This is a genomic window from Sapientia aquatica (assembly GCF_004358105.1).
Taxonomy (GTDB): Bacteria; Pseudomonadota; Gammaproteobacteria; order Burkholderiales; family Burkholderiaceae_D; genus Solimicrobium; species Solimicrobium aquaticum.
Genome location: NZ_SMYL01000002.1, coordinates 78,544 through 103,934 on the forward strand (window position 1 = coordinate 78,544; position 25,391 = coordinate 103,934).

Genomic DNA, 25,391 nt, shown 5'->3' on the forward strand with positions numbered 1-25,391 from the left:
AAGAGAATTGAATCGATATGGAAAATAAATTATCCGTAAAAGAGTTAGGTAAAGTAGGCGTGTTGTTCGGCGGCCGTTCTGCTGAACGCGAAGTGTCCATCATGTCTGGCTCAGGCGTTTTGGCCGCGTTAATTAGTAAAGGTGTTGATGCACATGCCTTCGATCCAGGCCAGCAATCGTTGGCAGAGCTGGCGGAGCAAAAGTTTGATCGCGTGTTTATCGCGCTGCACGGACGTTATGGTGAAGATGGCACTTTACAGGGCGCGTTAGAACAATTAGGAATTCCTTATACTGGCTCGGGCACGTTGGCTTCCTCTTTGGCGATGGATAAAGCAATGACTAAGCGGATTTGGTTGGCAAGCGGTTTGTCCACGCCAAAATTCGCGATGTTAGCCGATGATAGCGATTGGGCTGCAATTGCCGCCGATTTAGAATTGCCATTAATCGTCAAGCCTGCCCACGAAGGCTCAACAATGGGTTTAACCAAAGTCACTGACGTTGCTCAGCTACCGGCGGCCTACAAATTAGCAGCGCGTTTTGATTCAGCGGTAATTGCTGAACAGTTTATCGAGGGCATGGAATTAACCTGCGCGGTGTTAGGTCGGGATGAAAATGCACAAGCGTTTCCGCTAATTCGCATCGTGGCGCCGGATGCAAACTACGATTACCAGAATAAATATTTTACCGACGATACCAAGTATTTTTGCCCGGCCGGTATTCCCGACGAACAAGAACAAGAAATCAGCGCGATGGTGTTGGCGTCTTACCGTGCGCTAGGTTGTCGCGGTTGGGGTCGCGCTGATGTAATGGTGCGCGCCACGGATAACAAGCCATTTTTGTTGGAAATGAATACTTCGCCTGGCATGACGAGTCATTCATTGGTGCCAATGGCGGCTAAAGTTGCTGGTTTGGATTACGCCGAGTTGTGCCTTGAAATTATCCGATCGGCAGAATTAGATTTACATGCCTCATCCGACTGGAAGCCTTGAGTGCGTAAGCAATCTCAAGAAAATACTTAAGGCGAGCAGAAACGAATGTGGCAAGACGTCAAATTATTGAATGCATCGGCAAATTTTTTGTTTGGCGTCTGTGCGTTATTGCTGCTTTTGGCGGGCTTATGGGTGTTTGCTAACCAGCCGATGTTTACGCTTAAGGTGATTGATGTAGAAGGTTTGGACAATGTAGCGCTGCGACACGTTAATGCTGAAATCATTCGCAGCGCTACTTTGCCGAGAATTAAAGGGAATTTTTTTACGACCAACTTAGACGTTATTCGCCATTCATTTGAGTTGGTACCGTGGGTGAGAAAAGCTAGTGTGCGGCGTGAATGGCCGGATAAATTGATCGTGACCTTGGAAGAACATGTGCCACTCGGGACCTGGGGCGAAGAGGGACAGTTGTTATCCGTGAAGGGCGAAGTGTTTACCGCCAATTTAGCGGAAGCAGAAGAAGATACGCGCTTGTTGGAATTTAGTGGTCCGGTTGGCAGTGAGAAAGAAGTAATGAACCATTTTTTAGCGTTTAAAGAATGGTTCAAACCGATCTCACTGGCCCCAGAATCGGTGGCGTACAGCAAACGCTATGCGTGGTTGATCAAGATGAATTCGGGTTTAGAAGTACAGTTGGGACGCGAAGAAAATAGTACGGTGTTGAAAGAGCGGGTTGATCGGTTACTGCAGGTGTATCCTGAACTAATCAATCGGCTGCAAGGAAAAATTGAGAGCGTGGACCTGCGCTATCCAAACGGCTTGGCATTAAAAGCTACAGGGCAGGAATTGAACGTGGTGAGTAAAAAGAAGAAGTAATGACATGACAAAAGATGCAAAAAACTTGATCGTTGGTTTGGATATCGGTACCTCAAAGGTAGTGGCCGTGGTGGCGGAAGTCATGCCGGATGGTCGCCATGAAGTCATCGGCTTGGGTCAGCATGAATCCAAAGGATTGAAAAAAGGCGTTGTGGTCAACATCGAAGCCACGGTCGAATCAATTCAACGCGCACTCGAAGAAGCCGAATTAATGGCTGATTGCAAAATCAGAAATGTCTACACCGGCATCGCTGGTAGCCATATTCGCTCGATAAATTCGCGCGGAATGGTCGCCATCAAAGATAAAGAAGTTACCGCCGCCGACGTGTCGCGTGTGATTGAAACCGCCAAAGCGATCAACATCTCAACCGATCAGCAATTGCTGCACACCGTTCCGCAAGAGTTTATCGTTGATAATCAGGACGATGTGCGTGAGCCGATCGGCATGAGCGGCATTCGATTAGAAGTCAAAGTGCACATCGTCACCGGTGCGGTGTCGGCAGTACAGAACATCGTCAAATGCGTGCGCCGTTGTGGTTTGGAAGTCGCTGATTTAATTTTGCAGCCGATGGCTTCCGCTGAAGCGGTGCTGACGTTGGATGAAAAAGAACTCGGTGTTGTGTTGATCGATATCGGCGGAGGAACGACTGACGTGGCCGTTTTCAGCGAAGGCGCCATTCGCCACACCGTGACCATTCCTATCGCTGGCGACCAGATTACCAACGATATCGCGATGGCGATTCGCACACCAACCGCTGAAGCCGAAGAAATCAAAATCCGTTTTGGTGTTGCAAAACAAGCCCTAGCCGACCCCGCACAAACCTTGGAAGTGCCAGGTTTGGGTGATCGCGAACCGCGTTCGATGTCGCGCCAAGCCTTGGCAGCGGTGATTGAGCCGCGCGTTGAAGAATTATTCGCCTTCGTGCATCAAGTTATTCGTGAGTCGGGTTATGAGGATGTATTGTCGTCCGGTGTAGTGCTAACTGGTGGAACTAGCATAATGCCGGGCATGGTTGAAATGGCCGAAGACATCTTCCTAAAACCAACGCGCATCGGTATGCCGGAATATCACGGACAGTTATCGGACGTGGTTCGCAGCCCAAGATATGCGACCGTTTTGGGACTTTTACTTGAAGCGAAAAAACAGTATTTGCGCGGCCATTTAGTTTCGCGCCAAGAAGGTTCTGCAAAAGCCGTTTGGCAGAGGATGAAAGAGTGGTTTTTTGGGACTTTTTAATGTTAAATGTCTTGAAATTTGCTGTAAAAAAATAAGCGTCAATTTATAATGTTGTGCACACATGCAGTGTTTAGTCGTTAGTCGTGACACCTTAGAAGTTCTGTGATGATTAATGACTAGGAACTGCCAACCTGGAGGAAGATACGATGGAATTTGAAATGATCGATAATGCTACGCAAGGGACCATCATCAAAGTGGTCGGAGTTGGCGGTGCTGGCGGCAATGCAGTTCAGCATATGATTAACAAAGGTGTGAGCGGCGTTGAATTCATCGCGGCCAATACCGATGCTCAAGCGCTGGCTCAATCCAAGGCGCATAACGTCATTCAAATCGGCGAAACCGGTTTAGGTGCCGGTATGAAGCCTGACGTTGGTCGTCAGTTGGCAGAAGAATCCAAATCGCGCATCGAAGATGCTTTGCGCGGCGCACACATGGTATTTATCGCTGCTGGTATGGGCGGCGGTACCGGTACTGGTGCAGCACCGATCGTGGCAAAAATCGCGAAAGAACAGGGCGCGTTAACCGTTGCCGTCGTTTCTAAACCATTTTCCTACGAAGGCCAAAAATGCATGGACATCGCTGATGCAGGTTTAGAAGCGTTGTCTGAGCATGTCGATTCGTTGATTATCATCCTCAACGAAAAACTGGAAGAAATCTACGAAGACGATTCCATGCTCGAATGGATGCAGCATGCTGATGACGTTTTAAACAACGCCGTTGCCGGTATCGCTGAAATCATCAATGTCCCAGGTCATATCAACGTCGATTTCAATGACGTGAAAACGATTATGTCCGAACAAGGCAAAGCAATGATGGGTACAGCGACCGCTTCCGGTATTGATCGTGCGCGTATCGCAGCAGAACAAGCAGTTGCTTCGCCATTGTTAGACGGTATCGATTTATCTGGCGCGCGCGGTGTGTTGGTCAATGTGACTGCAAGCCGTTCGTTGAAAGGTAAAGAAATCCGTGAAGTGATGGCAGCAGTTCGTGCCTTCGCTGCTCCTGACGCATCGATTGCACAAGGTATTGCGTATGACGACAATATGGGCGACGACATTCGCGTAACGGTTGTCGCAACAGGTTTAGGTCGCGGCAAAAAGCCAATGTCCTTGGTTCAACCACAAACGATGTTGCGCACTGGTACTCACAACGAGCCAATGATGACGGCAAATGTTGGCTTAAATATCGGCCAAGTTGGCAATGCACCAGCGATGGGCGGCGCGTCTCACAGCTTTGATAGTCCAAAAGGTCCAGCCGTTTGGCGTCGTGAGTCAGCTTCTGAAACAGTGCGCGCATTAGAGAAAAACGGCATGGAAACTTACGATATTCCAGCGTTCTTGCGCAAACAAGCTGACTGATCCAGTGTGATCTCTCCAGCTGAAAGCGGATGTTTTTGGTAAATTCCGCTTTCAGCAAAGAAAATAAGACTAAGGCATACTAGCGCCTTAGCTGTAGACGCCGCAAACAGCATTGTTTGTGGCGTTTTTTTAATCAAAACCTCACTCGGGAGATGCAATGACTACTAATGCACAAATCAAGATTGGCGATACTTTGCCAGCCGGCAGCTTAGCTGAATATGTTGAAGTGGCAACCGGCGTATGCGCTGTTGGCCCAAATACATTTAACGTCGCCGACATCACCAAAGGCAAAACCATCGCTATTTTCGGTCTGCCAGGCGCATTCACTCCAACATGTTCCGCGCAGCACGTTCCGGGTTATGTCGCGTTAGCCGACAAATTCAAAGCCGCTGGTGTCGATGAAATCTGGTGCATTTCAGTCAATGATGCGTTCGTCATGGGCGCATGGGGTCGTGATCAAAAAGCGACCGGTGTGGTGCGCATGATGGGCGATGGTAATGCAGATTACAGCCGCGCTTTAGGTTTGTCCGCCGATTTCAGCAAATTCGGCATGGGTACTCGCTCCCAGCGTTATTCAATGTTGGTAGTGGATGGCGTTGTTAAGCAATTGAACGTAGAGCAGGGCGGTAAGTTTGAAGTGTCGAATGCAGAAACCTTGTTAGCACAATTAGGATAAAACCCAGCGTCAATTCAGCAGTTAATTCTAAAATCGGCTTAATTTTTAAAATAAATGAAAGATTAAGCCGATAAAAAATAGAATAAATAAAATTCTCTAAGTACCACCCAAGAAGAACTTAGCCACTCAAAGCATGGCTACTGAACCAAGCATCCAATCACCCTACGTGATTTCGTTATGTAACATCGTTATGTAACTTCGCTATCTAGACTTATCATCTAAGTAGTTATTTCTCTCAATATTTGCCCTGTGAGTACCATTCATCGCAACCATGTTAAAACAAAGAACAATTCAAAAAGTCGTTAAAACCATCGGCGTCGGCCTGCACTCTGGCACTAAAGTCGAGTTGACCCTGCGCCCCGCCGATGTGGATGTTGGTATTGTGTTTCGGCGGGTCGATTTTGATCCTCCGGTTGAGTTTCCCGCTTCTGCTCTGGGTGTTGGTGATACACGCATGGCATCTACCTTGACGCATGAAAAAGCTAAAATCTCCACGGTCGAACACGTGATGTCGGCTTGCGCCGGCTTGGGCATCGACAATTTGTACATTGATGTCAGTGCGGAAGAGATCCCGATCATGGATGGTTCGGCGTCTTCCTTTGTTTTTCTGTTGCAGCAAGCGGGCAAAGTTGAGCAATCCGCACCGAAAAAATTCATCCGTATTTTGAAGCCTATCGAAGTACGCGAAGGCTCCGGCGCTGCTGAAAAATGGGCGCGTCTCGACCCATATCACGGGTTTAAACTGAAATTTTTTATCGAATTTAATCACCCCGCCGTGGATGGCACCAATCAAACTGCCGAGGTCGATTTCGGTAATGTCTCTTATGTTAAAGATGTCGCCCGCGCGCGTACTTTTGGCTTTATGCAGGATGTCGAAAGCTTGCGCGGAATCGGTTTAGCGCGCGGCGGTTCGTTTGAAAACGCGATTGTGTTGGATGAATTCCGTATTTTGAATGCCGATGGATTGCGTTACGAGGACGAATTTGTGCGCCATAAAATCTTAGATGCGATTGGCGATTTGTACTTAATTGGTCACCCATTATTAGCTAGTTACAGCGCGCATAAATCAGGTCATGGAATGAACAATCAACTTCTGCGCGCCATGTTGGATCAACCCGATTCGTATGAATTAGTGAGTTTCGACAGCGAGGAATTGGCGCCGCATTCGTACCTGAAACAAGTGGCTCAACAATGGTTGCCAACCTAATGAAATAAATCTAAGCGCTGCCTTCAGCGCTTATTTTTTGTGCCGTTGTAAAAGGTTGCGTAAAGCGCCGAGCAACTCTTCATTGTGTTTGGATTTGGAGAGGTTTTTTTCGAGCGAGCCGAAAGCTGACAATGCCGAATCAGTCATGTGACATTGTTTCTCTAAAGTTTCATTTTGTAGCGACTGGTTCACTTGTACTTTGATGCGGATTGCGTTAATCTGCCAGCCTGTTTTTTGTAATGAAGTTTGAAGTTTGGGAAGTTGTTGTTTAAGTTTAGTGGCAAGTGCCGCATTGGGCGCCGCCAAAATAAGCTGATGTTCTTCATAGTGCAGAACTTGGCAATACAAGAATAATTGGGGCAGCGCCGCGACACATTCTTTTTGCAACGCGTTGATGTTAGCGATAGCTGGCCATAAATGCGCAATTTCACTTTGTAATAGCGAATTCACTTCGACGCTTTGATATTGTTTTTTTTGCTTCACGATCGATCGAAACGGATTAGTCGCGGATGCTGAAGCGGGCTGACGAGTTGTTTTCATTGCTAATGTCATTACCTTGCTGTGACCTGAGATTTACTTGGGTATTACTGGAGTATTGATGCAAATAATTGTAATGCACCCGCGGTTTACGCGAGCAAAATCAATCAAGATTACGCAAAAGCATGTGTATTTATCACTGCTTGGATTGGTTATATTGGTGCTCATCAGCAGTTTTTTGCTATCCGTATTATGCCTGCGTTTAGCAGGTAGCTCCGAAACTATTCGCAATATCCTTCCGGCCGAATTCAGTGTGTTAGACAGCAATTCGCAAGCCAAATACATGAAGCAAAACTTGGCAAAAATGGCAATTAAGCTGGGCGAAATGCAAGCGCAAATGATGCAGCTAGACGCATTGGGCGAGCGCGTTCAAGGTTTGGCTGGCGTTAAACCAGAAGAATTTAATTTCAAAAAAGTCCCACCCCGCGGCGGAATAGCCCCGCCTGCTAATGCGCCGACGTTGAGCATGTCCGAATTCCAAGCGACTTTAGATGCGTTGTCCAACGATTTGGACAATCGTGCTGATTTCTTGAATGTGGTCGAAACAACATTAATGGAATACAAAGTCAGGTCACGTTTATTGCCAACAACGCAACCAGTTAATGTGCCATTTAACTCGTCCACCTTTGGCTGGCGTTTAGACCCATTTACTGGTCAGAACGCGTTTCATGAAGGGATTGATTTCCCCGCGCCGGTTGGCACACATATTGTGGCCGCGGCCGGCGGCGTGGTGATTACGTCGGAATACCACCCGCAGTTTGGTAATGTGCTGGAAATCGATCATGGTAACGATTTGGTAACCCGCTACGCGCATTGTTCGCGCATTCTCGCTAAGGTGGGCGATATTGTTAAGCGCGGCCAATATGTGGCCGACATTGGCACTTCTGGACGTTCAACCGGTGCACATTTGCATTTTGAGGTGCTGCTCAAAGGCCGCCCTCAGAATCCCAATAAATTCTTATCCGCTGGCGCCAGCCAAACCGCATCGGCTAATTCCATCAATCCGGCAAGTCCGGTTGCGGCAAATTGATAGCAAGCTAGACCGCTTCCCCGTTACAATAGCGCTTTCTATTTTTCAGCGTTTGTGGAAATCACAAGCCGATTGCACTCCATGAAAGTTCGCACCCGTTTCGCTCCCAGTCCCACCGGTTATCTGCATTTAGGCGGTGCCCGCACAGCCTTGTTCTCCTGGGCGTTTGCTCGTCATTTTGGCGGCACGTTTGTATTACGCATCGAAGATACCGATTTAGAACGTTCCACTCCAGAAGCGGTACAAGCCATTATCGAAGGCATGCAATGGCTGGGATTGCAGCACGACGAAGGTCCGTTCTATCAAATGAAACGCATGGATCGCTATTCCGCTGTGTTGGCAGAAATGCTGGGTGCAGGCACTGCCTACCATTGCTATTCATCGCCAGAAGAAGTTGAAGCGATGCGTGAAAAGCAGCGTGCTATTGGTGAGAAACCGCGCTATGACGGCACTTGGCGTCCGGAGCCGGGCAAGACCTTGCCCGCGATTCCCGCTGACCGCAAGCCTGTCATTCGTTTCAAAAATCCGTTGGAGGGTGAAGTGACTTGGGACGATGTAGTCAAAGGTCAAATAACCATCGCCAATCGTGAAATGGATGACCTGGTTATCGCTCGTCCTGACGGCACGCCGACTTACAATTTTTGCGTAGCGGTGGACGATTGGGATATGCAAATTACCCACGTTATTCGTGGTGACGATCACGTCAACAACACGCCACGTCAAATCAATATTTTGCTGGCACTCGGTGCAACCTTGCCGAAATACGGACATGTGCCCATGATCCTCGGCGCGGATGGCGAGAAACTGTCTAAACGTCATGGTGCTGTGAGCGTGATGGATTATCCAGCGCAAGGTTATTTGCCCGAAGCGATGCTCAATTATTTATCGCGTTTAGGCTGGAGTCACGGCGATGATGAAGTGTTTTCGATGGAGCAAATGTGTAGCTGGTTTAATTTAGATCATTTATCCAAATCGCCCGCGCAATTTAATCCAGAAAAGCTCGCTTGGCTCAATAATCATTACATCAAGTTGGCCGATAACAAACGCTTAGCCGATTTGATTAAACCTATCATGCACGAGGCGCAGTTTGATGGCGCCCCCGATTTGGAAGCAGTAATTGCATTGCTCAAAGAGCGCGCCAATACGACCGTTGAGTTAGCCAATAGCGCGATGCTGTTTTACCGCCAACCGCAACCGGAAGCGGCATTATTGGCTCAACATTTAACCGATGCAGTGCGACCAGCCTTGCAAGCTTTTGCGGCCCAACTGGTCACAGTCACTTGGACTAAAGCCGATATTTCTGCCGTAATGAAATCGACCTTAGCTGAGCATGGATTAAAGATGCCACAATTAGCAATGCCGCTGCGTTTATTAATCACTGGCCAATTGCAGACGCCATCGATCGATGCAGTGCTCGAATTGTTTGGTCGTGAGGTGGTGTTAAGCCGCATCAATCAAGGGCTGTAAGCAGAAACTAATTAGCCCGTTTTTAATGAAAGCACTGACCGAGGTACAAACTTGGTGAGTGCTTTTTTATTGCGCGTTGATTTTTTTTGGAACAGCCTTGATTGCCTGCCGTGCTGCGCGTCAAGCGGATGCGGTTTGAAAATTATCCGAAAAGAATCATTTTATTTATTTTGATCGAATCGGTTTTACCCAAATCGGCAACACTAATCAGCTCAACGAAAAATACGCAGTGAACCGCTAAAAACGGGAGAAAAAACTTGTAACGCACAGCAAGTTTTGCTATAGTCTCGTTTCTTCGCAAGGGGGGTATAGCTCAGTTGGTAGAGCGCTTGCATGGCATGCAAGAGGTCAGCGGTTCGATTCCGCTTACCTCCACCAGTTACTGATGTATCAAAGCGACAGTTTTGTTACTAAAGTAAAAGCAGCGAGAGAAAAATGCAGAAAATAAGAATTTTTTCTTGCAGAGATCGAAAAGTCATAATATAATTTCGGTCTTGCTTCGGGGCTAGTTAGTAAAAAGTACCAAGCATTAGGTCGGTAACAAGGACAGATTTCTGTCCCCATCGTCTAGAGGCCTAGGACATCACCCTTTCACGGTGAGTACAGGGGTTCGAATCCCCTTGGGGACGCCAGTAAAAAAAGAAAACCGTTATGCCAACGCATAGCGGTTTTTTTTCGCCCATACGTAGCGAAGCACTGCTTCGCGGTCTTGGGATTCGAAGGGTGCCGCATACCGGCGGCAGCGCGGCCCGCAGAATGTGGGCGAATCCCCTTGGGGACGCCAGTAAAAAAAGAAAACCGTTATGCCAACGCATAGCGGTTTTTTTTCGCCCATACGTAGCGAAGCACTGCTTCGCGGTCTTGGGATTCGAAGGATGCCGCATACCGGCGGCAGCGCGGCCCGCAGAATGTGGGCGAATCCCCTTGGGGACGCCGGTAAAAAAAAACCGTTATGCTAACGCATAGCGGTTTTTTTTCGCTCATGCGTAGCGAAGCACTGCTTCGCGGTCTTGGGATTCGAAGGGTGCCGCATACCGGCGGCACCGCGGCCCGCAGAATGTGGGCGAATCCCCTTGGGGACTCCAGTAAAAAAGAAAACCGTTATGCCAACGCATAGCGGTTTTTTTTCGCCTAAAGCCAGATAAGCTTTGCTTCGCGGCTTTATAAAGCTGGCTCAATGGTAGCCAGAGGAATAACTAGGTTGATTAAGTTGATCAAGTTGTAAATCCGATCATCCCGGTAAAAACATACAAACCGCTGCGGCTCCCATCACCGCTGTAGCAATCCAGCCCAGTAAAATAATCGGGCGACTCGCGGTGTATGCGCCCATGACGGATTGCTTTGACGCGAGAATAATCACGACGACCATTAATGGTACTGCGACGACGCCGTTGATGACTGCGCTCCAGAACAGGGCTTTCATTGGGCTGATGGGGGAATACTGGATGACTAAACCGGCCAAAACACTGAAGGCAATGATGGCGTAAAAGCCTTTGGCGTCAGCGACTTTGCGTTCTAAGCCCCAGTTCCAATTCATGGCTTCTGACATGGCGTAAGCGGCTGAGCCGGCCAGTACTGGAACACCGATTAGGCCCACGCCTAGGATGCCTAGCGCGAATAAAATATAGGCGAAATCACCAGCAATCGGGCGCAGGGCGCTAGCGGCTTGGGCGGCGGTGTTGATGTCGGTTACGCCCGCCACGTGCAATGTGACAGCGGTGGCTAGGATGATGAAGTAGGCCGTCAGATCGGAATACGCCATGCCGCTCCACGTGTCCCAGCGTATGCGGCGTAATTCGGATTGTGCTTGGCAGGGAGCTTGGATTAACGGCGCTGCATCTTGATTGATGCGCATATCTTCTACTTCTTCCGACGCTTGCCAGAAAAATAAATAGGGGCTAATCGTGGTGCCAAATATGGCCACGATGACGGCGGCGGAGTTGGCATTAAGGGTAAAACTTGGCCAAACCGTGCGCAGCGCAACTTGCGTCCACGGGACGTGAACGGTGAAAAGTACGGCGGCATAGGCTAACAGCGATAAGGTTAGCCATTTTAGAAAAAATACGTATTTGTGATACGGGATAAAAATTTGCATCAGCAGTGTTGCGAACACAAAAAATCCGGTCATTAAATGCCGATTCAATCCCGTGACCAATTCCGCCACTTCCCCCATCGCTGCCACGTCTGCGGCGATGTTTAAGGTGTTCGCCACTAGCAGCAACAGAACAACTATTTGCAGCACGATAGGCGGAAAAGTGGTTTTGATATTGGCGGCTAATCCTTTGCCAGTCACGCGCCCGATTTGCGCGCACATAGATTGGATCGCTGACATGAGCGGAAACGCCAGCGGCATGGTCCACAGCATATTTAAACCAAATTGCGCTCCCGCTTGCGAATAGGTCGCGATGCCGCTTGGGTCGTCGTCGGCTACACCGGTGATTAGTCCGGGGCCAATTTTAGCGAGTGGATGTTGCTTGCAGCGTTGCCAAAATGATGGCGTGACGATCGGCGGCGTTGTCTCGTTTTCTGGCTGTTGGGAAGAATGCATACGCTGCGCCCGTTAGGTTTAATGAATATGGTTGCAGCTAAGTGAGATAATTTTTATCCGTGGACAAAAGTCCATGTTTCTGAGCGAATAGGACGATTCCAACCGTGTCCTTTTCGCCGATTTTGATCAAAATTTGAGTGCGATGGGCGGTCACGGTTTTAGGACTTAACCCAAGTTCAAAGGCGATTTGTTTAGTGGTTTTTCGATTGCCTATCATTACAATAATTTGTAATTGACGCGCCGTCAGTGAGTGTAGTGGATTAGCTAGTAAGTCGGTGGGAAAGGTTAGGCGTTGTATCATTTTGGTCGAAATACGCGGACTCAGATACGATTCATGCCGCGCCACTGCGCGCAATGCAATCTCTAATTCGGTTTGCGTGACGTCTTTTAGCAAATAAGCTGATGCGCCAGCCTCCATGGCGCTCATCACTGCCGCGTCTGAATCTTCCATCGTCAACACCACAATGCTAAGCGCCGGATATAAACGCTTAAGCCGCGCAATAATCGCGCTACCCGTGGTCATCTCCGAGTTGATATCGATGGTAAGAATAGTAGGAAGCGATTGGCCTAGTAAAGCGGCTGCTTGGCTTTGATCGGACACTTCTGCACTGATGCAAAAGTCGGGCATGCGCTCGATCAAGCAACGGATTCCTGCTCGCACCAATACTTCATCATCGAGCAACATAACGCTAATTGTCATCACAGCTACCAAGCAGAACTGCGACGCACCAAGTCATCAAGTCCACCGAAATAATGCTCCGCTAAAACTGATAAAAAATACCAATATTGCCACCTTTGCGCTGGTAATATGGGTTGGTGTAGTAATCCAGTTTGGTCACTAAACCAAGTGTGGGCGAGAGCCAATGCCGCCACGCCAAGCTGGCTTCGTGACTTTGAAAATCCACTAAAGCGACTTGATCAGAAATGGTCAAATAGCCCTCGCCACCCCAGCCATAACGCCCCGTGATTACGTCTTGTTTATCGTGTCCGTAAGTTACCGCCACAAATTGCTGATGGGTTGAAACCTGATTCGGATTACTTTTATTGAGCCGCACACCTGCTTCGACAATCCACGCTTGCTCAAAATAATAGGTCGCACCAAAGTTCAAATTGCGATCAATATGTCCATCTGGCGCGTCGTAATAGCCCAAGCCAATCGTGGTGATTAACGCGCGATTGCTCATCCATTTTCGACTAAGAGAAATATCGCTGCGTATCTTAGGCAGATAAAACGCACCATCGCCCGCACCGATAGACAAGCGTGTGAACCAATCAGGATTCAACACAATCGTATCGGCAATGCCAGCGAAGGTTCCGCCAACGTGAAATTCCTCTTTGGACGACAACTCCATTTGCCAAACCTGACTATCGATTTGGTACGTGCCGACCAAGGTCACGTTAGTCCAATTGCCATAACCAGCGCTTAGTTCTTCCCCTCCAACGGTAAGTTCGATACTTCGAATTGGGGCAGCGGTCAACGCGCTCGGCAACACAATTTCGGACTCGATGGCGGGATCTTGTTGTGCAGCTGATTGCATCTGCGCTCGCGCAGGACTCGTCGCAAAGCTTGCCGCGCAAGTGCTTAAAACAAGTAAAACGATAGTTGAATATTTAGGCGTCACATTGACCTTGAAGGAGATAAAAAAGAAGTTAGAAATCGCAGCGAATGGGCGCGTTATGCATGCAACTTTATTTGCTTAGCTTAGTTCCGCCATCGTTAGCATCGCCCCATTCCTGCCAAGCTGGCATTAGTACGAACAAATACAAACCAGTACAAATAGCGCTGAATCCTATCGACAGGATTAGATTGATCATCATGGCGGTTCTTCCTTTCAAGGAATCATTTTTGAATTCAACATATCCACGCGCAATCCCGCGAATACGCATACGCGATCAAGCAAAGCGATTGTTCGATAAAGAGCGTGTTGATTTTTGCTTGAATCACGCTGGCGACGATATAGGGTGGCTGCGTCGCGCTCTGTACGCTGGCGAACTAAGGATTTAACGGTTAATCGTTTTTGCGTCGAATATCATCTGAAGCGCGGGAACTCTCGCCGCTCAATAGGTGATTAGGACCGAGAGGGTAATAGTAAAAAATTGCCATAATTCAATATTTAACTTAGTATTTTGAAGTGGGTGTCCCACGGTTAAATGTGAAGAACTCGGCCCGCCTGTTTGCCTGAGAAGCCCCAGCACAATGTCGCTGCGCGATGTAAAGGGCTGAAGTTGGAATGTGCTAAAGCCATCAACTGCTTAAATATCGACGATGAACTGCACTAAGAATTGATCATGAATGCACAAGCTGTCAATTTTAGGTTGGTCTATGACGGAATAGGGCCAATCAAATGGAGTGGTGGAACAAACGATTTTGGTTTGCAGGATAAGGCGGGCAATTTGAGTACGGGCCTAGTCATCGATAAAGATCAACGTGCCTTCACTTTCTCGCTGCAGGTGAAATCCGACCAATTCGGTGCGCCAGTTTTTTCTGGGCCCTTCTGTCATGGTTCGCCCAAAGACCGATTTATTTATTTGAGTTGGCGTAATGCGCAAGGTGGATTTGATCAACGACTTAAGTTGCCTTTGGTCGGCATTACTTGGACAGATATTCAGATGGCGTTATCGCATCAAGCAATCATTGTTGGTGTCCTATGCGACCATCACCCAAAGCTGACTTCAACCGGAGAAAATATCGGTGGAACTCGTTCGATAACGTGGCAAACCAACCGAATTGAGAATACATAATTATTAGACTAAAGTTGGCACATAGTGTCGCAGTTTGTACGTTTTCTAAATTTGATTGTGGAGTAGTCCTTGCGAGTAATTTCAATCGGAAAGTCGCCTGTTTAGGAGAAAAAACCATGAAAAACGTGATGCTGTGGTTGCTATGTTGTGTTCCACTTCTTGGCAATGCACAAAGTACTCCTCAGGCTGCGCTAAACGCGCCGCCAGGATATAACGAAGAGCTTGCCAAATCCCTCGGTGCTGACGAACACGGCATGAAGAAATATGTGTTGGTAATTCTGAAAACTGGACCCAATAAGGTAGCAAAAGGGCCAGAACGAGATGCCATGTTCAGCGGCCATTTCGCGAATATCCAACGCTTGGCGGATGAAGAAAAACTGGCAATTGCCGGTCCGCTCGACGGCACCGACGGTTGGCGTGGTTTATTTATCTTTGCAACTGGAGACATTGAGCTGGCAAAAACGTGGATGGCGGCTGATCCCGTCATTATCAATGGCGAAATGGTGGCGGAGTACCACAAGTATTACGGTTCCGCAGCATTGATGTCGGTGACTAAGTTGCACAAAACAATAGCGTTGAAGGACTTTTGAAAAAGAACAGGCTACGGCTAAGTGTTTGAATGCGGCGAATTGAGCTCATAACGGACAGTCAATGGAGGGGCTAATTGGTCGCAAAAAAACATGATGCTGTGGCTGCTAAGACTAACGATCGGGCGCAGGTCGAATTCAAAAATCGCGCAGAATTAAGGGCATGGCTAAAGGCAAATTCGTCTCTTTATGCAGGTATTTGGGTGATCTATTTCAAGAAGCATCATCAGGATTACCTTCCCTATGATGCAATCGCTGAAGAATGCCTCTGTTTTGGATGGGTTGATAGCCTGCCGCGCAAATTGGATGATGACAGGGCGATGCTCTACATTTCACCTAGAAAAGCGGGAAGTAATTGGTCTAACGCAAATAAGGCCAGAATAGAAAAACTTATTCGGCAAGAGTTAATGACTAAGGCCGGGATGAAAAAGGTTGAGGACGCAAAATTGGACGGAAGTTGGGATGCTTTGGTCGAGATTCAGGCCGGGGTTATACCAAAGGATTTGAATTTGGCACTGAACGCGAATAGGGTAGCCAAGCGCAATTTTGATTTATTCCCTCCTTCATCCAAGCGAATTATTCTTGAATGGATTGCTGGGGCGAAAACCCCAGAAACCAGATCAAAACGAATTTACGAAACGGTGTCTAACGCAGCAGAAAATATTCGGGCAAATCATTATCGCCAGCCTACTCGTGCCGAATAAATACCCGGTTGGTAGCACCTCAAACACCAGCCAAATACGCAAACCAACCAGCCCGAAACTCTCCGTGAGTCCATTACCAAGTCTGTGCCCGCTAATCAGCCGACGCTCGCTGATACCTTCGCAAACCGGCATAAAAATTATCCGATATCTGTATTCCCAAGGCGTCATGCTAGTGCAGCTTAATAGGCAGAATTCCCCGCCAACAGACTTTTAGTACGCTGATAAAAGCCCAACTCATTCATCGTAATCAGACCGCGATTATTGATGAATTTGGATTCAATCATATGCTGTTGAGCTTGGGCCACGGCGGGTTGTTGACGCAGCGCTGCGACGTAACCTAACACTGCCCACGGAAATGGGTCGTAAGTCCCGTTCTGCCAATTGGGCGTATGCAAACTAAGATAAGTCCAGCCTTTGTCGTAATACGCCGAAAGCTCGTTTAGCGCGAATGCTTGCGGAAAAACCTGGCAAGTCGTCCCTGCGTAAAACGCGGTTGTCGCTTGTGCGTCGCCATCAATGGTTTTAAAGCCAGCATGGGCGCTATCGTATAAATAGTTACTGATGCCGTTGACTATTCCGGTTGCGACCAAATCGTAATAATTGGCGTCGCTGGTTTCACCCAAATCACGCAACATGCCGGCGAAGTCGCGCAAGCCGCGGTAGTCTTCGGCGTTATCCATCAAATAGCCTAACGAATTCGTTTGGGTGCGCGGCGGTTGGAAAGTGGCGATTAATCCATCGCTCGCTTTTTGCATCACGGCCAAATTGCGATAGGCGATATTTTTTAGCGTCGCTTCGTTCGCTGTCCACCAGACGCTGTTATGACTAAGACGCTCATACTTGACCGCTAAGGATAAAAAGGTCGCTGCGTACGAATCATCCGAATCCGATCCCACCAACGTGACACTCACCATATTACCCGCCACAAAATTGACATCAGCAATGGTTGAGTTGACGTTGAGTTTAGCGATGTAGAGATTGAGGTAGCTCAGCACGTAGGTGTTCAAATCGGCGGGCGACAAATATTGCACGATAGGCAGCAAGCCTAAATTGCTGAAATACCAGTTGATTCGTCCAGCCGGTGCAATCAAATAGCCGTTGGTGAACGGCCCAGTTTTGATTTGCAGATTTTTGATCTGTTGCACCACATCGATGCCCGCAGTTGGCTGGGTTGCGCTTTGTGCTGTGCTTGGAGTGGGAAGCCCGATTGCTAGCGCGATTGCTAGTGCTGCTGCGATATGTGACAAGTGCCGGCGGTTGAACATGGTGTTGTCCTAAGTGATCGAAAAGTTTTAATTCCAGCGGTGCAGCTTATATAGCGTAGGCTGCGCAATATATTGCTGCATGGAATTATTTCACTATAGGGGAAAAGTTGCCCTAGCGCACTAGGAAATGGCTTAGTCCGAGCGAGTATTTATCGCTGTTGGCAATTGTTCAAAATTCGTCATGGGCGAGTAAATTTGCTGGCTTTTAGCAGGAGCAAGTACAGATTTGATGACGCAAGTTGCTCGGGGCGATTGGTAAGTGATCATGGCTAAATAACATGGTGGTTGCTATACGTTCGCTAACGAACTGACTTGCTTGTGTCCAGTCGTTATGGTGAGTTGGTCGTCAAAACTTGCCCAATTTCCTTAACCTGCACAAGGCGCGCCATTGCCCATGAACCCAAATCCGATCCGTGTCTTTAAACAACTTTTCACTGCAGCGTTGGTTTTGACCGTCCTATTATTTTGGAGCTTGAGTGCGCTGTTATCACCCGCGTGGGCGCAAAGCGAGAATGCTGTTGCCGCGAAGCCCGTATTAATTAGCGCCAGTGAAGATTCCATTATCAACTGGCCTTATCAGACTCTGCCGATGTCAGAAAATGGGATCGAAGCGAATTTGTTTTCTGATCCGGTGTGGAGTTTTAAGTCCAACCATCGCTACCCAGAATTAGATTTCAACGAGCACAGTTCAGTGCCTGATTCGGCGTTAAAACAAATCATCGTCTCCACGATGGCCATCGTCTTGTTGGCGATTGTGGTGCTGATGATGATCTACGCGATTCGGCACATGCTATTTACCCTCAATCGTATATTTGGTCGCCAGAGGCATCCCTACATCGATATCGACGACGCGCATTGGCCGCAAATTACCGTACTAATTGCCGCGCATAACGAAGAGAAAGTGATCGCTGGCTGCATCGAAGCGCTGCTCAACAGTAATTACCCCACCGACTGTTTAAAAATTGTGCCAGTCAATGACCGCTCAACTGACCAAACACGATTCATCATTGATAACTACGTGGCGCGCTTTCCCAATCGCATTAAGCCGTTTCATCGCGCTGCTGGTAAGCCTGGCAAAGCGGCGGCGCTCAAAGATGCACTCGCGCATGTGGACGGCGATATCGTCATTATTTTTGATGCCGACTATGTTCCCGGTTGCGGATTAATCAAGCAATTGGTCGCTCCGTTTTTTGATCCCGAAGTGGGCGCAGTAATGGGGCGGGTGGTGCCGTTAAACGTGGGTAGTAATCTACTCACCCGCATGTTGGATTTAGAGCGCTCGGGTGGCTATCAAGTCGATCAGCAAGCGCGGATGAATATGAAGATGGTGCCGCAATTTGGCGGAACCGGCGGCGGAGTGCGAGTCTCGGCGGTACAAGCCGTCGGTGGTTGGCATGAGAACGTATTAGCCGAAGATACCGATATTACCTACCGTTTATTGCTCAACGGTTGGAAGACGATTTACACCAATCGCACCGAATGTTACGAAGAAGTGCCGGAAGAATGGGCGGTGCGGATTAAGCAAGTCAAGCGCTGGTCCAAAGGCCATAACCAAGTACTGTTCCGTTACTGGTACCAATTTTTAACTAGCCCCTATTTGAGTTTGGTCGAGCGCATCGATGGCATGTTGCTGCTGCTAGTTTTTGTCATGCCGCCCTTATTGCTGCTTGGTTGGATCTTGGCCTTAGCGCTGTATTTCATCAACGCCAGTTATGTCGTGACCAATGCTATTCCAATCTTTGCCTTGATGGCGTATGGAACATTAGGCAATTTTGCCGCGTTTTTTGAAATTGTCATTGCTGTTTTATTGGATGGAAATCGACGTCGCCTGCGCTTGCTGCCCTTTAATCTCTTTGGCTTCTTCATCAGCATGTTTTCAATCTCGGCTTCCTTTTACAGCTTGATCGTTGATGTTGTCTTTAAGCGCGAACTGATCTGGGAAAAAACCCTGCGTTACCGGAAAGATGCTTCCCAATGAATAGCCACCTAATCCATCTGGTCGAATTTGCCGTATTCATGTCAGCAATGTTACTGATCGCCTTCCGCCCAGCATGGCAAGAATGGCGCACGCCTACTGACTTCCAACCGCTGTCAGTGAGCCCCGATTACAGCATTGATATTGATTATTTCGCGGCCAATTTTTATACCAAAGTGATTAACTTTTTGAATAAAGAATCGCCGCGCGAACATCAGCATAAGTTTCAATTGATTCCGGCCAGCGCCGGAGTGATCGATTGGTCTGTAGTTCGATTGCCCGTCATTGCAATGAATTCCATATTCGCCAAAGAAGTCATTAGTTGCCAGTTGCCGATTTTCGTCAATGGCGACCTCAGCACCGTGGGCGCTGATAATCTGCAATCGCTCTACACTCAAGGCAAAATTTCGCTCGGGCCATACAGCCGTATCCGCGATTGGGCGCATGCTAAAGAGGATATTTCGTTGGGACATGAAAGCAACGCACCGCGCCGTTTGTCTTCGTCTAGTTCTGTTTTGTTAGAACATGGTTGCTATTTTGAGCGCGTCAACGCGCCAACAATCGCATTTGGTGCGCGTAAAAATAATTCCATCTTTAACGCCAATGAATTGATCGAATCGTCGTTCTTAGAGCTAAGCGGCGCGATCAAGAAAACCAATTCGCTCACCTTAATTCGCGGTGATTGTGATATTCCTAGCGGTCGGATTTATCACGGCTCATTAATCGTCACGGGGCGACTCACAGTGGGTGAGCGTTCGCGCATCATCGGAGATGTCAAAGCACGCGATACGATTGTGATTGGCGCGCATGCGTTAATTGGCGGCGCGTTGATCGGTGAAAAAAATATCGAACTCAAAGAACAAGTGTGCATAAAAGGCCCGATTATTTCGGAAACGCTCATTACGATCGGCGCCGATTCCACTGTTGGCATGCATGAGCTACCCACTACCGTCAGCGCGCAACGTATTTTGGTGGATGCCGGCGTGGTGGCCCACGGCACGGTGTGGGCCAGAGATTTTGGCGTGACATGTCCAAGCTGAACTCGCAACACCTCACGTCAATTGGTTCTAGCCTGTTTGGACTGTTGCTAAGCTGCCTTAACGCTGCTCATGCCGCCGCACCGGCTGCGCTGGACTTAACTGGTTATGTCGATAAGCAGGGCGCAATTTCGGTGCAATTTAATGGTGACACGATAGACCCATACTTCACCTTACAAGCACTATTACTGGCGCGCGAAAACGGATTAGATATTTCGCCCTATGCGATGAAATGGGCTAATTGGATGATAGATCGGCAAAAGCCGGATGGCACTTTTGACCGCTTTTGTTTAACTCAGGGCGTGTGGTCACCCTGTAAAACCGCCGATGCGGACGATGCCTTAATGGCGCTATGGTTGAAGTTTTTAAGTACGATGCCGCATGAGCAGGCCACCAATTCGCGTTGGACGCACAGTACGCAATTGAGCCAAGCTAATCTTGATCGGTTGATCGACACGAAGCGCGGGATTTATCTGGTGTCGCCGGTGTATCAACATGGCTTATTGATGGATAACTTGGAAGTCTTGTCCTACCAAATTCAGCCTGACAACAAAGCAAAAGCAGCGGCCGCTAAACAATTGGCGCTCTCAATACGCGACGTTTTTTCTGATCAAAAAACGCACCGTTTTTTAGTCTCTACCCAAGCCGAGCAAAAAGAGCTGGCCTCTGCGTTCTATCCCGATCAAGTCGCACAGATTTTTCCCTTATTAGTTGACTTCGATTTCAACCTGCTCCCCAGCCCCAAAGCCAACTATTACAAACAATGGATGAAGCAGTATCGCCAAAGCTGGCTAACCCAATCGCGCCATGATTTTGCCTGGGGCGTGATTGCAGTGTTGGCTTTAAAGCAGGGTGATAGTTCGTCCGCCGCTTGCTGGTTGCGCGAATCTTCCGCTGCTCAACACACCGCACATTGGATTGCCACCGACGAGGTCGCGCGCCAAGTGTTAATGCGCCACCGTATTGAGCCTGCGGGACTGGACGTAGATTGCAACTGAATCTGTTAAAAAAATCTGAAAAGTTAAAAGGATAGTCGCATGAAGAATCAAGTGTATTTAGCCTGTATTGGTACCCGTCCCGAAATTATTAAAATGGCGCCGATTTATCACGAACTCAAAGCGCGTGGCGACCAAATATTGTTAGTTCACACCGGTCAACACGAAGCGATTGCCGAAGCCCTCTACGACTTCTTCGACATGCCGCCCGATATCAATGTGGTGCTCAAGCGCAAATCGACTTCGCTGGCGCATTTAACCTCTGCCTTGTTGGACGCCGTTGATGACGCCATGCAAGAGCTCAAGCCCGATGTGATCTTGGTGCAGGGTGACACAACGTCGGCTATGGTGGGTTCGCTAATCGCGTATTACTACGGCAAGCCAGTCGCGCACGTTGAAGCCGGATTGCGCACGCACGAGCACGAACCTTTTCCTGAAGAAAAAAATCGTGAATTAATAGGTCGATTAGCGCATTGGCATTTTTCACCGACTAAACAAGCGTCAAACAATTTGCTGCAAGAAGGCATCGATGCCTCGCGTATTTTTGACGTGGGCAATACCGTGATCGACGCCGCGCTGTGGACGCGCCAGCGCATTATGCAAAACAATGGTGAGCGCAGTGCGGCCATGCCTGCCAATTTGCAGCAGTTTGAATTAGATTTCCCCGACGAACGTTTGATCTTAGTTACCGCGCACCGACGCGAAAACTGGGGCCAGCCGATACGTAACATTGCCAAAGCAATTGGATTAGTGCTTAGTCAGCACGAAGATGTGGTCGCGGTTTGGCCGGTGCATCCTAATCCAGCGGTACGGACGGATATCGAAGCTGAGTTAAAAAAATTGCCTTTGGACGTGCGCCAACGCATTTGTCTGACTGAATCGTTGGGCTATCAAACCTTAATCGCGCTACTTATGCGTTGCGATTTCACTTTGACCGATTCTGGCGGAATTCAAGAAGAAGCCTCTGCCTTTGGCAAACCAGTTTTGATTGCACGCACTAGCACCGAAAGGCAAGAATTGGTCGACAACGGCGGTGCCTTATTGGTCGGCACCGACGTCGCCAACATCGTCGCCCACATTGATTTGCTGCTGGAAAACCAAGCTCATTACGACAGCATGAAGCTCGATAAAAGTCCTTTTGGTGACGGCAACAGCGCGCAGCGCATCGTCGATATTTTGTCCAATAAAACGCTACTGCAAGAACAGGCTTACGTTTAATTCTCGCTCAAACAGTGCAGCCAGATTGTTTAATCCTTAACCGAATATTTTCACCAGAAGGAAATCAATGACGACCAAACACATACCAATTCCAATGGACGGCGCGAGCTTTCAACGAACGCTGGCATTGCAACATCGTGCGATAACGCGAATCGCGTTCCCTCCTAGTTTGTTGTTGCAGCTAGTGTATTTGCCGATTCTGTTTTGCGGCTTAATTCTGTGGGTGAAGCCCTATCTGTTTTCTTTTTGGGCGCAATGCATTGCTTTCTGGAGCGGCTTTCTAGGTTTATCGTTAGGCTTTCCAAGCAATGGAGCAGCGCCGGCAGAGACTGATCCGCTTGGCTTAATTTGGAGCGGCGGTGCGATGGCGATGTATTCGCCCACCGCGCTTGAATTAGTAATTAGTGCGCTCTTGGTGATCGCCGCGTTGGCAGCCAGTGCGCTGATGATTGGGGCGCTAGCGCCGCTTAAATATGTGATCCGAATTTTGGCAACAGTGGTGGCGGTGTCTATCGCTTATTTTATGTTTTGGCCGACTCAGTTTCCGTATTCGATCGCCAGCCATATTCGCGATATTGCCAGTTTGGGCTATGTGCTACTTCTCGTCGTTCCGGTAATGCTGACGTTTGGCTATTACGTTTTTCCGTTTAGCTTAGCGCTTAAGATTAAAAATACCTTATTAATTTTGGCGTATTTCGTGATTTTTATTCCCTTGCAGATTGTGTTGCACGTGCTGATTTTGCAGAATTTTTCCTTATTGTTTGCACCAGTTTTGTATATCTGCTTCGGCACGCTGCTTGATGTATTGATCTTTATCGCGCTCTATTCTTGGGCGGCTAGCACCATTCCAGAAGAAGCAACAATACCCGCTACCTAGCCAAGCTAGGCAGTTTGTTAGGCGCGGGTGAATAACATTGCAATTCCAACCAAGGGCCACTCGACCATTTTCCGAATAGGTGTGACGAGTGGAATTGGCTTCAATAGCATTTTGATCGCCATGGCGAACGGATAATGATCGCGTGCTAAGCGTTTGACGGTCAGGCTGTAGTTAGTCCAATCGGCGGGCACAAATTGACGATGAGGATAAAAGCCTTGATGCACATGTTTGAAAGCGATGTAGGCATCTTGACTTTGGATGCCGCCCAAACGTCGCCAAATTGCCATGATTAGTGCTGGTACGCTGTGCTGTTCAATCGCATGGTATTTGCTGAAATACTGCCGAAAATGGTTGTAATGCATCACTTCATCGGCTTTGATTAACGCTAAAATTTGCCGCAAAACTGGTTCGCGCACGTAGTGTTGCAGGGCGCGATAGAAGCTTGATGTGCCAGTCTCTACCACGCAGCGCGCCATGAGTTCCAAGCTTTTGTGTGCTTCGAGCTGATCGATGGTGCACAGTGCGCTGTACTGCAAATAAAACGCTTTAAAGCTTGTTTTCCAATCGAACTCGGGCCAGACCGTTTGCACATACGTTTTGAGCGCCGTGCCATGTTGCACCTCTTCCTTTTGCCAACATTCTGCTAGCCATTTGGTGAGCGTTTTATCCTCCTTAAATAGTTGAATCAAATTACCCGCATACATTTCGGACAGAATTTCGACAAACGATGCTGAGGCTAAGGTCAGGAATAAAAAATGGTCATCCGCCACCAATGTTTTATCCACTTCATTAAACGGAATAGTCGCCAGCGTAGCGCGGGGTTTGCTGCCAAGATCGGTTTCTGTCATTAAATTGCTCCAAATACTTACTTTGTTATTGCCATACGCAGGCGGGCTAATTAAGCCGTTTATTGCAGCAGCGGCACCAATTTAATTTAGCGATGTTCCTCCGAATGTGGTTCATTCGCTCTTGGGCTTTGTGGTGCTGGTCTGGATTGTTGTGGAACGGGATGTGCTTGTTGTTCTGGTCGAGATTGCGGCGGCGTTGGACGCGCTTGTTGTGGGGCGGGATGCGGTTGCTGCGCTTGTTGATGGGCCGGTTGATTCGGCGCTGCTGCGGGACGGTTCGCTTGATTCATATGCTGATCTTGCGGATTCCTATTTTGTGGTTGTTGATTCGGACGCGTCATGTGCTGACCTTTTGGTCTCATGTCTCCCGCATGCATAGTTCCGGCGGGATGAGCAGCTTCAGGCGGGGCAGCATGACTTGGCTCGATATTGCCGGTCTTAAAATTGCCTAGCTCCGAGGTCGCGGCAACGTGCGGCTGACCGTGGTTCACACTATGGCGCTGCTCGTCGCTGCTGTGCGCGGCGTTTTCATGGTTAGCTTGTTCATTGGTGGCGCGGTTGTGCGGCATGTTGTTGATGATCAGGTCGCCTTTGCTCGGTTGAGCGCGCGTGCCGCCGTTGCCACCATTAAAGCTACTGCGCCGTTCATCACCGTGATTTTCTAAACGGGCGGAATACATATTGGGAATAGCGGAACGACCGATATTATTCGCTTCGCGGTTATAACGAAATGCGCCGCCATTCCAATAGCCGCCTTGATAGCCGTTGCCGGAATAACCGTAACCGTAATTAATCCCGCCGTAATAACCGATATGCGCACCCCAATACCCACCGCGCCACGCGTAATTGTTACCCTCAAAAGCCCAATATCCCGGCGTCCATAAAGCGCCTTCATAAGGTGCTACCACCCAAGTACCGGGCACCCAGTAATAGTCATTATTATCGGGGTCCCACGACCAATAACCTGGCGTCCACAAATACCCGTTCCCCGGAATTGGCGGCTGGGCATAGATAGGCAAAATCGGCGGTGCAATGGTGATACTGATTTGTGCTAGTGCGCCAGTGGTTAATGCGCCAAATCCAATTAAGCCTACTAATAGCAGGGCGTGGGGCGAAATTTTGTTCATGGGTGGTCCAGTCATTTCGCGTTATGCGAGGTAAGGAATAGCGCTTTGAACTGCCAAAGCAATAGGATTCAATAAATAGAAAAATGCGGCGCAATTGCTGCCCGCTTGCTAGTCTGAATGATGCGCTTTATAAAATTTTGGTCTGTGTCGT

General features: G+C 48.5%; 24 protein-coding genes and 2 tRNA genes. 18 read left to right on the top strand and 8 right to left on the bottom strand.

Annotated elements, in window-relative coordinates:
* The first annotated feature begins 17 nt into the window (after positions 1 to 17).
* From E2I14_RS04495 to lpxC, 6 genes are all read left to right on the top strand, one after another.
* Complete coding sequence (locus E2I14_RS04495; protein WP_133325887.1) at positions 18 to 989, top strand: D-alanine--D-alanine ligase; 972 nt, start codon at positions 18 to 20, stop codon at positions 987 to 989.
* Positions 990 to 1,034: 45 nt separating this feature from the next.
* Entirely contained in the window at positions 1,035 to 1,805 is a 771-nt protein-coding gene (locus tag E2I14_RS04500; RefSeq protein ID WP_133325889.1) for a cell division protein FtsQ/DivIB, read from the top strand.
* 4 nt (positions 1,806 to 1,809) lie between these two features.
* On the top strand, positions 1,810 to 3,042 hold the full coding sequence (gene ftsA / locus E2I14_RS04505) for a cell division protein FtsA (RefSeq protein WP_133325891.1): 1,233 nt from the start codon (positions 1,810 to 1,812) through the stop codon (positions 3,040 to 3,042).
* 146 nt (positions 3,043 to 3,188) lie between these two features.
* On the top strand, positions 3,189 to 4,400 hold the full coding sequence (gene ftsZ / locus E2I14_RS04510; protein ID WP_133325893.1) for a cell division protein FtsZ: 1,212 nt from the start codon (positions 3,189 to 3,191) through the stop codon (positions 4,398 to 4,400).
* 157 nt (positions 4,401 to 4,557) lie between these two features.
* Positions 4,558 to 5,076, top strand: coding sequence for a peroxiredoxin (locus tag E2I14_RS04515; RefSeq protein ID WP_133325895.1), 519 nt, complete (start codon positions 4,558 to 4,560; stop codon positions 5,074 to 5,076).
* Positions 5,077 to 5,347: 271 nt separating this feature from the next.
* Positions 5,348 to 6,283, top strand: a complete 936-nt coding sequence (gene lpxC / locus E2I14_RS04520) for a UDP-3-O-acyl-N-acetylglucosamine deacetylase (RefSeq protein ID WP_133325897.1) — start codon at positions 5,348 to 5,350, stop codon at positions 6,281 to 6,283.
* A gap of 30 nt (positions 6,284 to 6,313) precedes the next feature.
* Here lpxC and E2I14_RS04525 read toward each other — a convergent pair whose 3' ends face one another.
* Positions 6,314 to 6,823 (bottom strand): DciA family protein, encoded by a 510-nt coding sequence (locus tag E2I14_RS04525; RefSeq protein ID WP_165967748.1) that lies wholly within the window; start codon positions 6,821 to 6,823, stop codon positions 6,314 to 6,316.
* A gap of 58 nt (positions 6,824 to 6,881) precedes the next feature.
* Here E2I14_RS04525 and E2I14_RS04530 point away from each other — a divergent pair, with 58 nt between their 5' ends.
* From E2I14_RS04530 to E2I14_RS04545, 4 genes are all read left to right on the top strand, one after another.
* Entirely contained in the window at positions 6,882 to 7,850 is a 969-nt protein-coding gene (locus E2I14_RS04530; protein WP_133325901.1) for a M23 family metallopeptidase, read from the top strand.
* A gap of 81 nt (positions 7,851 to 7,931) precedes the next feature.
* On the top strand, positions 7,932 to 9,317 hold the full coding sequence (gltX, locus tag E2I14_RS04535) for a glutamate--tRNA ligase (RefSeq protein ID WP_206105579.1): 1,386 nt from the start codon (positions 7,932 to 7,934) through the stop codon (positions 9,315 to 9,317).
* Between the two features lie 302 nt (positions 9,318 to 9,619).
* Positions 9,620 to 9,695, top strand: a tRNA-Ala gene (locus E2I14_RS04540).
* 178 nt (positions 9,696 to 9,873) lie between these two features.
* Positions 9,874 to 9,949 (top strand) — tRNA-Glu (locus tag E2I14_RS04545).
* A 599-nt stretch (positions 9,950 to 10,548) separates the two neighbouring features.
* On the opposite strand, the gene E2I14_RS04550 is transcribed toward E2I14_RS04545, so the two are convergent.
* From E2I14_RS04550 to E2I14_RS19810, 4 genes are all read right to left on the bottom strand, one after another.
* Complete coding sequence (locus E2I14_RS04550) at positions 10,549 to 11,865, bottom strand: NRAMP family divalent metal transporter (protein WP_133325903.1); 1,317 nt, start codon at positions 11,863 to 11,865, stop codon at positions 10,549 to 10,551.
* Positions 11,866 to 11,902: 37 nt separating this feature from the next.
* On the bottom strand, positions 11,903 to 12,565 hold the full coding sequence (locus tag E2I14_RS04555) for a response regulator (RefSeq protein WP_133325905.1): 663 nt from the start codon (positions 12,563 to 12,565) through the stop codon (positions 11,903 to 11,905).
* Between the two features lie 61 nt (positions 12,566 to 12,626).
* Positions 12,627 to 13,403 carry a YaiO family outer membrane beta-barrel protein gene (locus E2I14_RS04560; protein WP_133325907.1) on the bottom strand — a complete coding sequence of 259 codons (777 nt, stop codon included), beginning with the start codon at positions 13,401 to 13,403 and terminating at the stop codon, positions 12,627 to 12,629.
* 151 nt (positions 13,404 to 13,554) lie between these two features.
* Entirely contained in the window at positions 13,555 to 13,683 is a 129-nt protein-coding gene (locus E2I14_RS19810; RefSeq protein ID WP_264757050.1) for a hypothetical protein, read from the bottom strand.
* Positions 13,684 to 14,154: 471 nt separating this feature from the next.
* Here E2I14_RS19810 and E2I14_RS04565 point away from each other — a divergent pair, with 471 nt between their 5' ends.
* The 3 genes from E2I14_RS04565 to E2I14_RS04575 all read left to right on the top strand — a co-directional run bounded on the left by E2I14_RS04565 (position 14,155) and on the right by E2I14_RS04575 (position 15,898).
* On the top strand, positions 14,155 to 14,607 hold the full coding sequence (locus E2I14_RS04565) for a DUF5990 family protein (protein ID WP_133325908.1): 453 nt from the start codon (positions 14,155 to 14,157) through the stop codon (positions 14,605 to 14,607).
* Positions 14,608 to 14,723: 116 nt separating this feature from the next.
* Positions 14,724 to 15,197, top strand: a complete 474-nt coding sequence (locus E2I14_RS04570; protein ID WP_133325910.1) for a YciI family protein — start codon at positions 14,724 to 14,726, stop codon at positions 15,195 to 15,197.
* A gap of 74 nt (positions 15,198 to 15,271) precedes the next feature.
* Positions 15,272 to 15,898, top strand: coding sequence for a YdeI/OmpD-associated family protein (locus E2I14_RS04575; RefSeq protein WP_206105580.1), 627 nt, complete (start codon positions 15,272 to 15,274; stop codon positions 15,896 to 15,898).
* A gap of 179 nt (positions 15,899 to 16,077) precedes the next feature.
* Here the strand turns inward: E2I14_RS04575 and E2I14_RS04580 are convergent, their stop codons facing one another.
* Positions 16,078 to 17,163 (bottom strand): hypothetical protein, encoded by a 1,086-nt coding sequence (locus E2I14_RS04580; protein ID WP_133325912.1) that lies wholly within the window; start codon positions 17,161 to 17,163, stop codon positions 16,078 to 16,080.
* A gap of 394 nt (positions 17,164 to 17,557) precedes the next feature.
* Between E2I14_RS04580 and E2I14_RS04585 the strand changes: the two genes are divergently transcribed.
* From E2I14_RS04585 to E2I14_RS04605, 5 genes are all read left to right on the top strand, one after another.
* A complete protein-coding gene (locus E2I14_RS04585; RefSeq protein ID WP_227544592.1) occupies positions 17,558 to 19,141 on the top strand; it encodes a glycosyltransferase in 1,584 nt (527 codons plus the stop codon).
* Positions 19,138 to 20,178, top strand: a complete 1,041-nt coding sequence (locus E2I14_RS04590) for a bactofilin family protein (RefSeq protein ID WP_133325914.1) — start codon at positions 19,138 to 19,140, stop codon at positions 20,176 to 20,178. Before E2I14_RS04585 ends, E2I14_RS04590 begins: the two co-directional genes overlap by 4 nt.
* Positions 20,166 to 21,173 carry a hypothetical protein gene (locus tag E2I14_RS04595; protein ID WP_133325916.1) on the top strand — a complete coding sequence of 336 codons (1,008 nt, stop codon included), beginning with the start codon at positions 20,166 to 20,168 and terminating at the stop codon, positions 21,171 to 21,173. The genes E2I14_RS04590 and E2I14_RS04595 overlap by 13 nt, the downstream gene beginning before the upstream one ends.
* A gap of 39 nt (positions 21,174 to 21,212) precedes the next feature.
* Positions 21,213 to 22,388, top strand: a complete 1,176-nt coding sequence (gene wecB, locus E2I14_RS04600) for a non-hydrolyzing UDP-N-acetylglucosamine 2-epimerase (protein WP_133325918.1) — start codon at positions 21,213 to 21,215, stop codon at positions 22,386 to 22,388.
* A gap of 67 nt (positions 22,389 to 22,455) precedes the next feature.
* Positions 22,456 to 23,265: a hypothetical protein gene (locus E2I14_RS04605; RefSeq protein ID WP_133325920.1), complete on the top strand. Its 810-nt coding sequence runs from the start codon at positions 22,456 to 22,458 to the stop codon at positions 23,263 to 23,265.
* 17 nt (positions 23,266 to 23,282) lie between these two features.
* Here E2I14_RS04605 and E2I14_RS04610 read toward each other — a convergent pair whose 3' ends face one another.
* Together E2I14_RS04610 and E2I14_RS04615 are read right to left on the bottom strand one after the other, a co-directional pair.
* Positions 23,283 to 24,113, bottom strand: a complete 831-nt coding sequence (locus tag E2I14_RS04610; RefSeq protein ID WP_133325922.1) for a ferritin-like domain-containing protein — start codon at positions 24,111 to 24,113, stop codon at positions 23,283 to 23,285.
* Positions 24,114 to 24,199: 86 nt separating this feature from the next.
* On the bottom strand, positions 24,200 to 25,240 hold the full coding sequence (locus E2I14_RS04615) for a YXWGXW repeat-containing protein (RefSeq protein ID WP_227544593.1): 1,041 nt from the start codon (positions 25,238 to 25,240) through the stop codon (positions 24,200 to 24,202).
* Positions 25,241 to 25,391 lie beyond the last annotated feature (151 nt).

What these genes read in the sequence shown, in the direction of transcription:
- E2I14_RS04495 (WP_133325887.1), top strand. Translation starts at nt 18, where the DNA reads ATGGAAAATAAATTATCCGTAAAAGAGTTAGGTAAAGTAGGCGTGTTG.
- E2I14_RS04500 (WP_133325889.1), top strand. Translation starts at nt 1,035, where the DNA reads ATGTGGCAAGACGTCAAATTATTGAATGCATCGGCAAATTTTTTGTTT.
- ftsA (WP_133325891.1), top strand. Translation starts at nt 1,810, where the DNA reads ATGACAAAAGATGCAAAAAACTTGATCGTTGGTTTGGATATCGGTACC.
- ftsZ (WP_133325893.1), top strand. Translation starts at nt 3,189, where the DNA reads ATGGAATTTGAAATGATCGATAATGCTACGCAAGGGACCATCATCAAA.
- E2I14_RS04515 (WP_133325895.1), top strand. Translation starts at nt 4,558, where the DNA reads ATGACTACTAATGCACAAATCAAGATTGGCGATACTTTGCCAGCCGGC.
- lpxC (WP_133325897.1), top strand. Translation starts at nt 5,348, where the DNA reads ATGTTAAAACAAAGAACAATTCAAAAAGTCGTTAAAACCATCGGCGTC.
- E2I14_RS04525 (WP_165967748.1), bottom strand. Translation starts at nt 6,823, where the DNA reads ATGAAAACAACTCGTCAGCCCGCTTCAGCATCCGCGACTAATCCGTTT.
- E2I14_RS04530 (WP_133325901.1), top strand. Translation starts at nt 6,882, where the DNA reads ATGCAAATAATTGTAATGCACCCGCGGTTTACGCGAGCAAAATCAATC.
- gltX (WP_206105579.1), top strand. Translation starts at nt 7,932, where the DNA reads ATGAAAGTTCGCACCCGTTTCGCTCCCAGTCCCACCGGTTATCTGCAT.
- E2I14_RS04550 (WP_133325903.1), bottom strand. Translation starts at nt 11,865, where the DNA reads ATGCATTCTTCCCAACAGCCAGAAAACGAGACAACGCCGCCGATCGTC.
- E2I14_RS04555 (WP_133325905.1), bottom strand. Translation starts at nt 12,565, where the DNA reads ATGACAATTAGCGTTATGTTGCTCGATGATGAAGTATTGGTGCGAGCA.
- E2I14_RS04560 (WP_133325907.1), bottom strand. Translation starts at nt 13,403, where the DNA reads ATGCAATCAGCTGCACAACAAGATCCCGCCATCGAGTCCGAAATTGTG.
- E2I14_RS19810 (WP_264757050.1), bottom strand. Translation starts at nt 13,683, where the DNA reads ATGATGATCAATCTAATCCTGTCGATAGGATTCAGCGCTATTTGTACT.
- E2I14_RS04565 (WP_133325908.1), top strand. Translation starts at nt 14,155, where the DNA reads ATGAATGCACAAGCTGTCAATTTTAGGTTGGTCTATGACGGAATAGGG.
- E2I14_RS04570 (WP_133325910.1), top strand. Translation starts at nt 14,724, where the DNA reads ATGAAAAACGTGATGCTGTGGTTGCTATGTTGTGTTCCACTTCTTGGC.
- E2I14_RS04580 (WP_133325912.1), bottom strand. Translation starts at nt 17,163, where the DNA reads ATGTTCAACCGCCGGCACTTGTCACATATCGCAGCAGCACTAGCAATC.
- E2I14_RS04585 (WP_227544592.1), top strand. Translation starts at nt 17,558, where the DNA reads ATGAACCCAAATCCGATCCGTGTCTTTAAACAACTTTTCACTGCAGCG.
- E2I14_RS04590 (WP_133325914.1), top strand. Translation starts at nt 19,138, where the DNA reads ATGAATAGCCACCTAATCCATCTGGTCGAATTTGCCGTATTCATGTCA.
- E2I14_RS04595 (WP_133325916.1), top strand. Translation starts at nt 20,166, where the DNA reads ATGTCCAAGCTGAACTCGCAACACCTCACGTCAATTGGTTCTAGCCTG.
- wecB (WP_133325918.1), top strand. Translation starts at nt 21,213, where the DNA reads ATGAAGAATCAAGTGTATTTAGCCTGTATTGGTACCCGTCCCGAAATT.
- E2I14_RS04605 (WP_133325920.1), top strand. Translation starts at nt 22,456, where the DNA reads ATGACGACCAAACACATACCAATTCCAATGGACGGCGCGAGCTTTCAA.
- E2I14_RS04610 (WP_133325922.1), bottom strand. Translation starts at nt 24,113, where the DNA reads ATGACAGAAACCGATCTTGGCAGCAAACCCCGCGCTACGCTGGCGACT.
- E2I14_RS04615 (WP_227544593.1), bottom strand. Translation starts at nt 25,240, where the DNA reads ATGAACAAAATTTCGCCCCACGCCCTGCTATTAGTAGGCTTAATTGGA.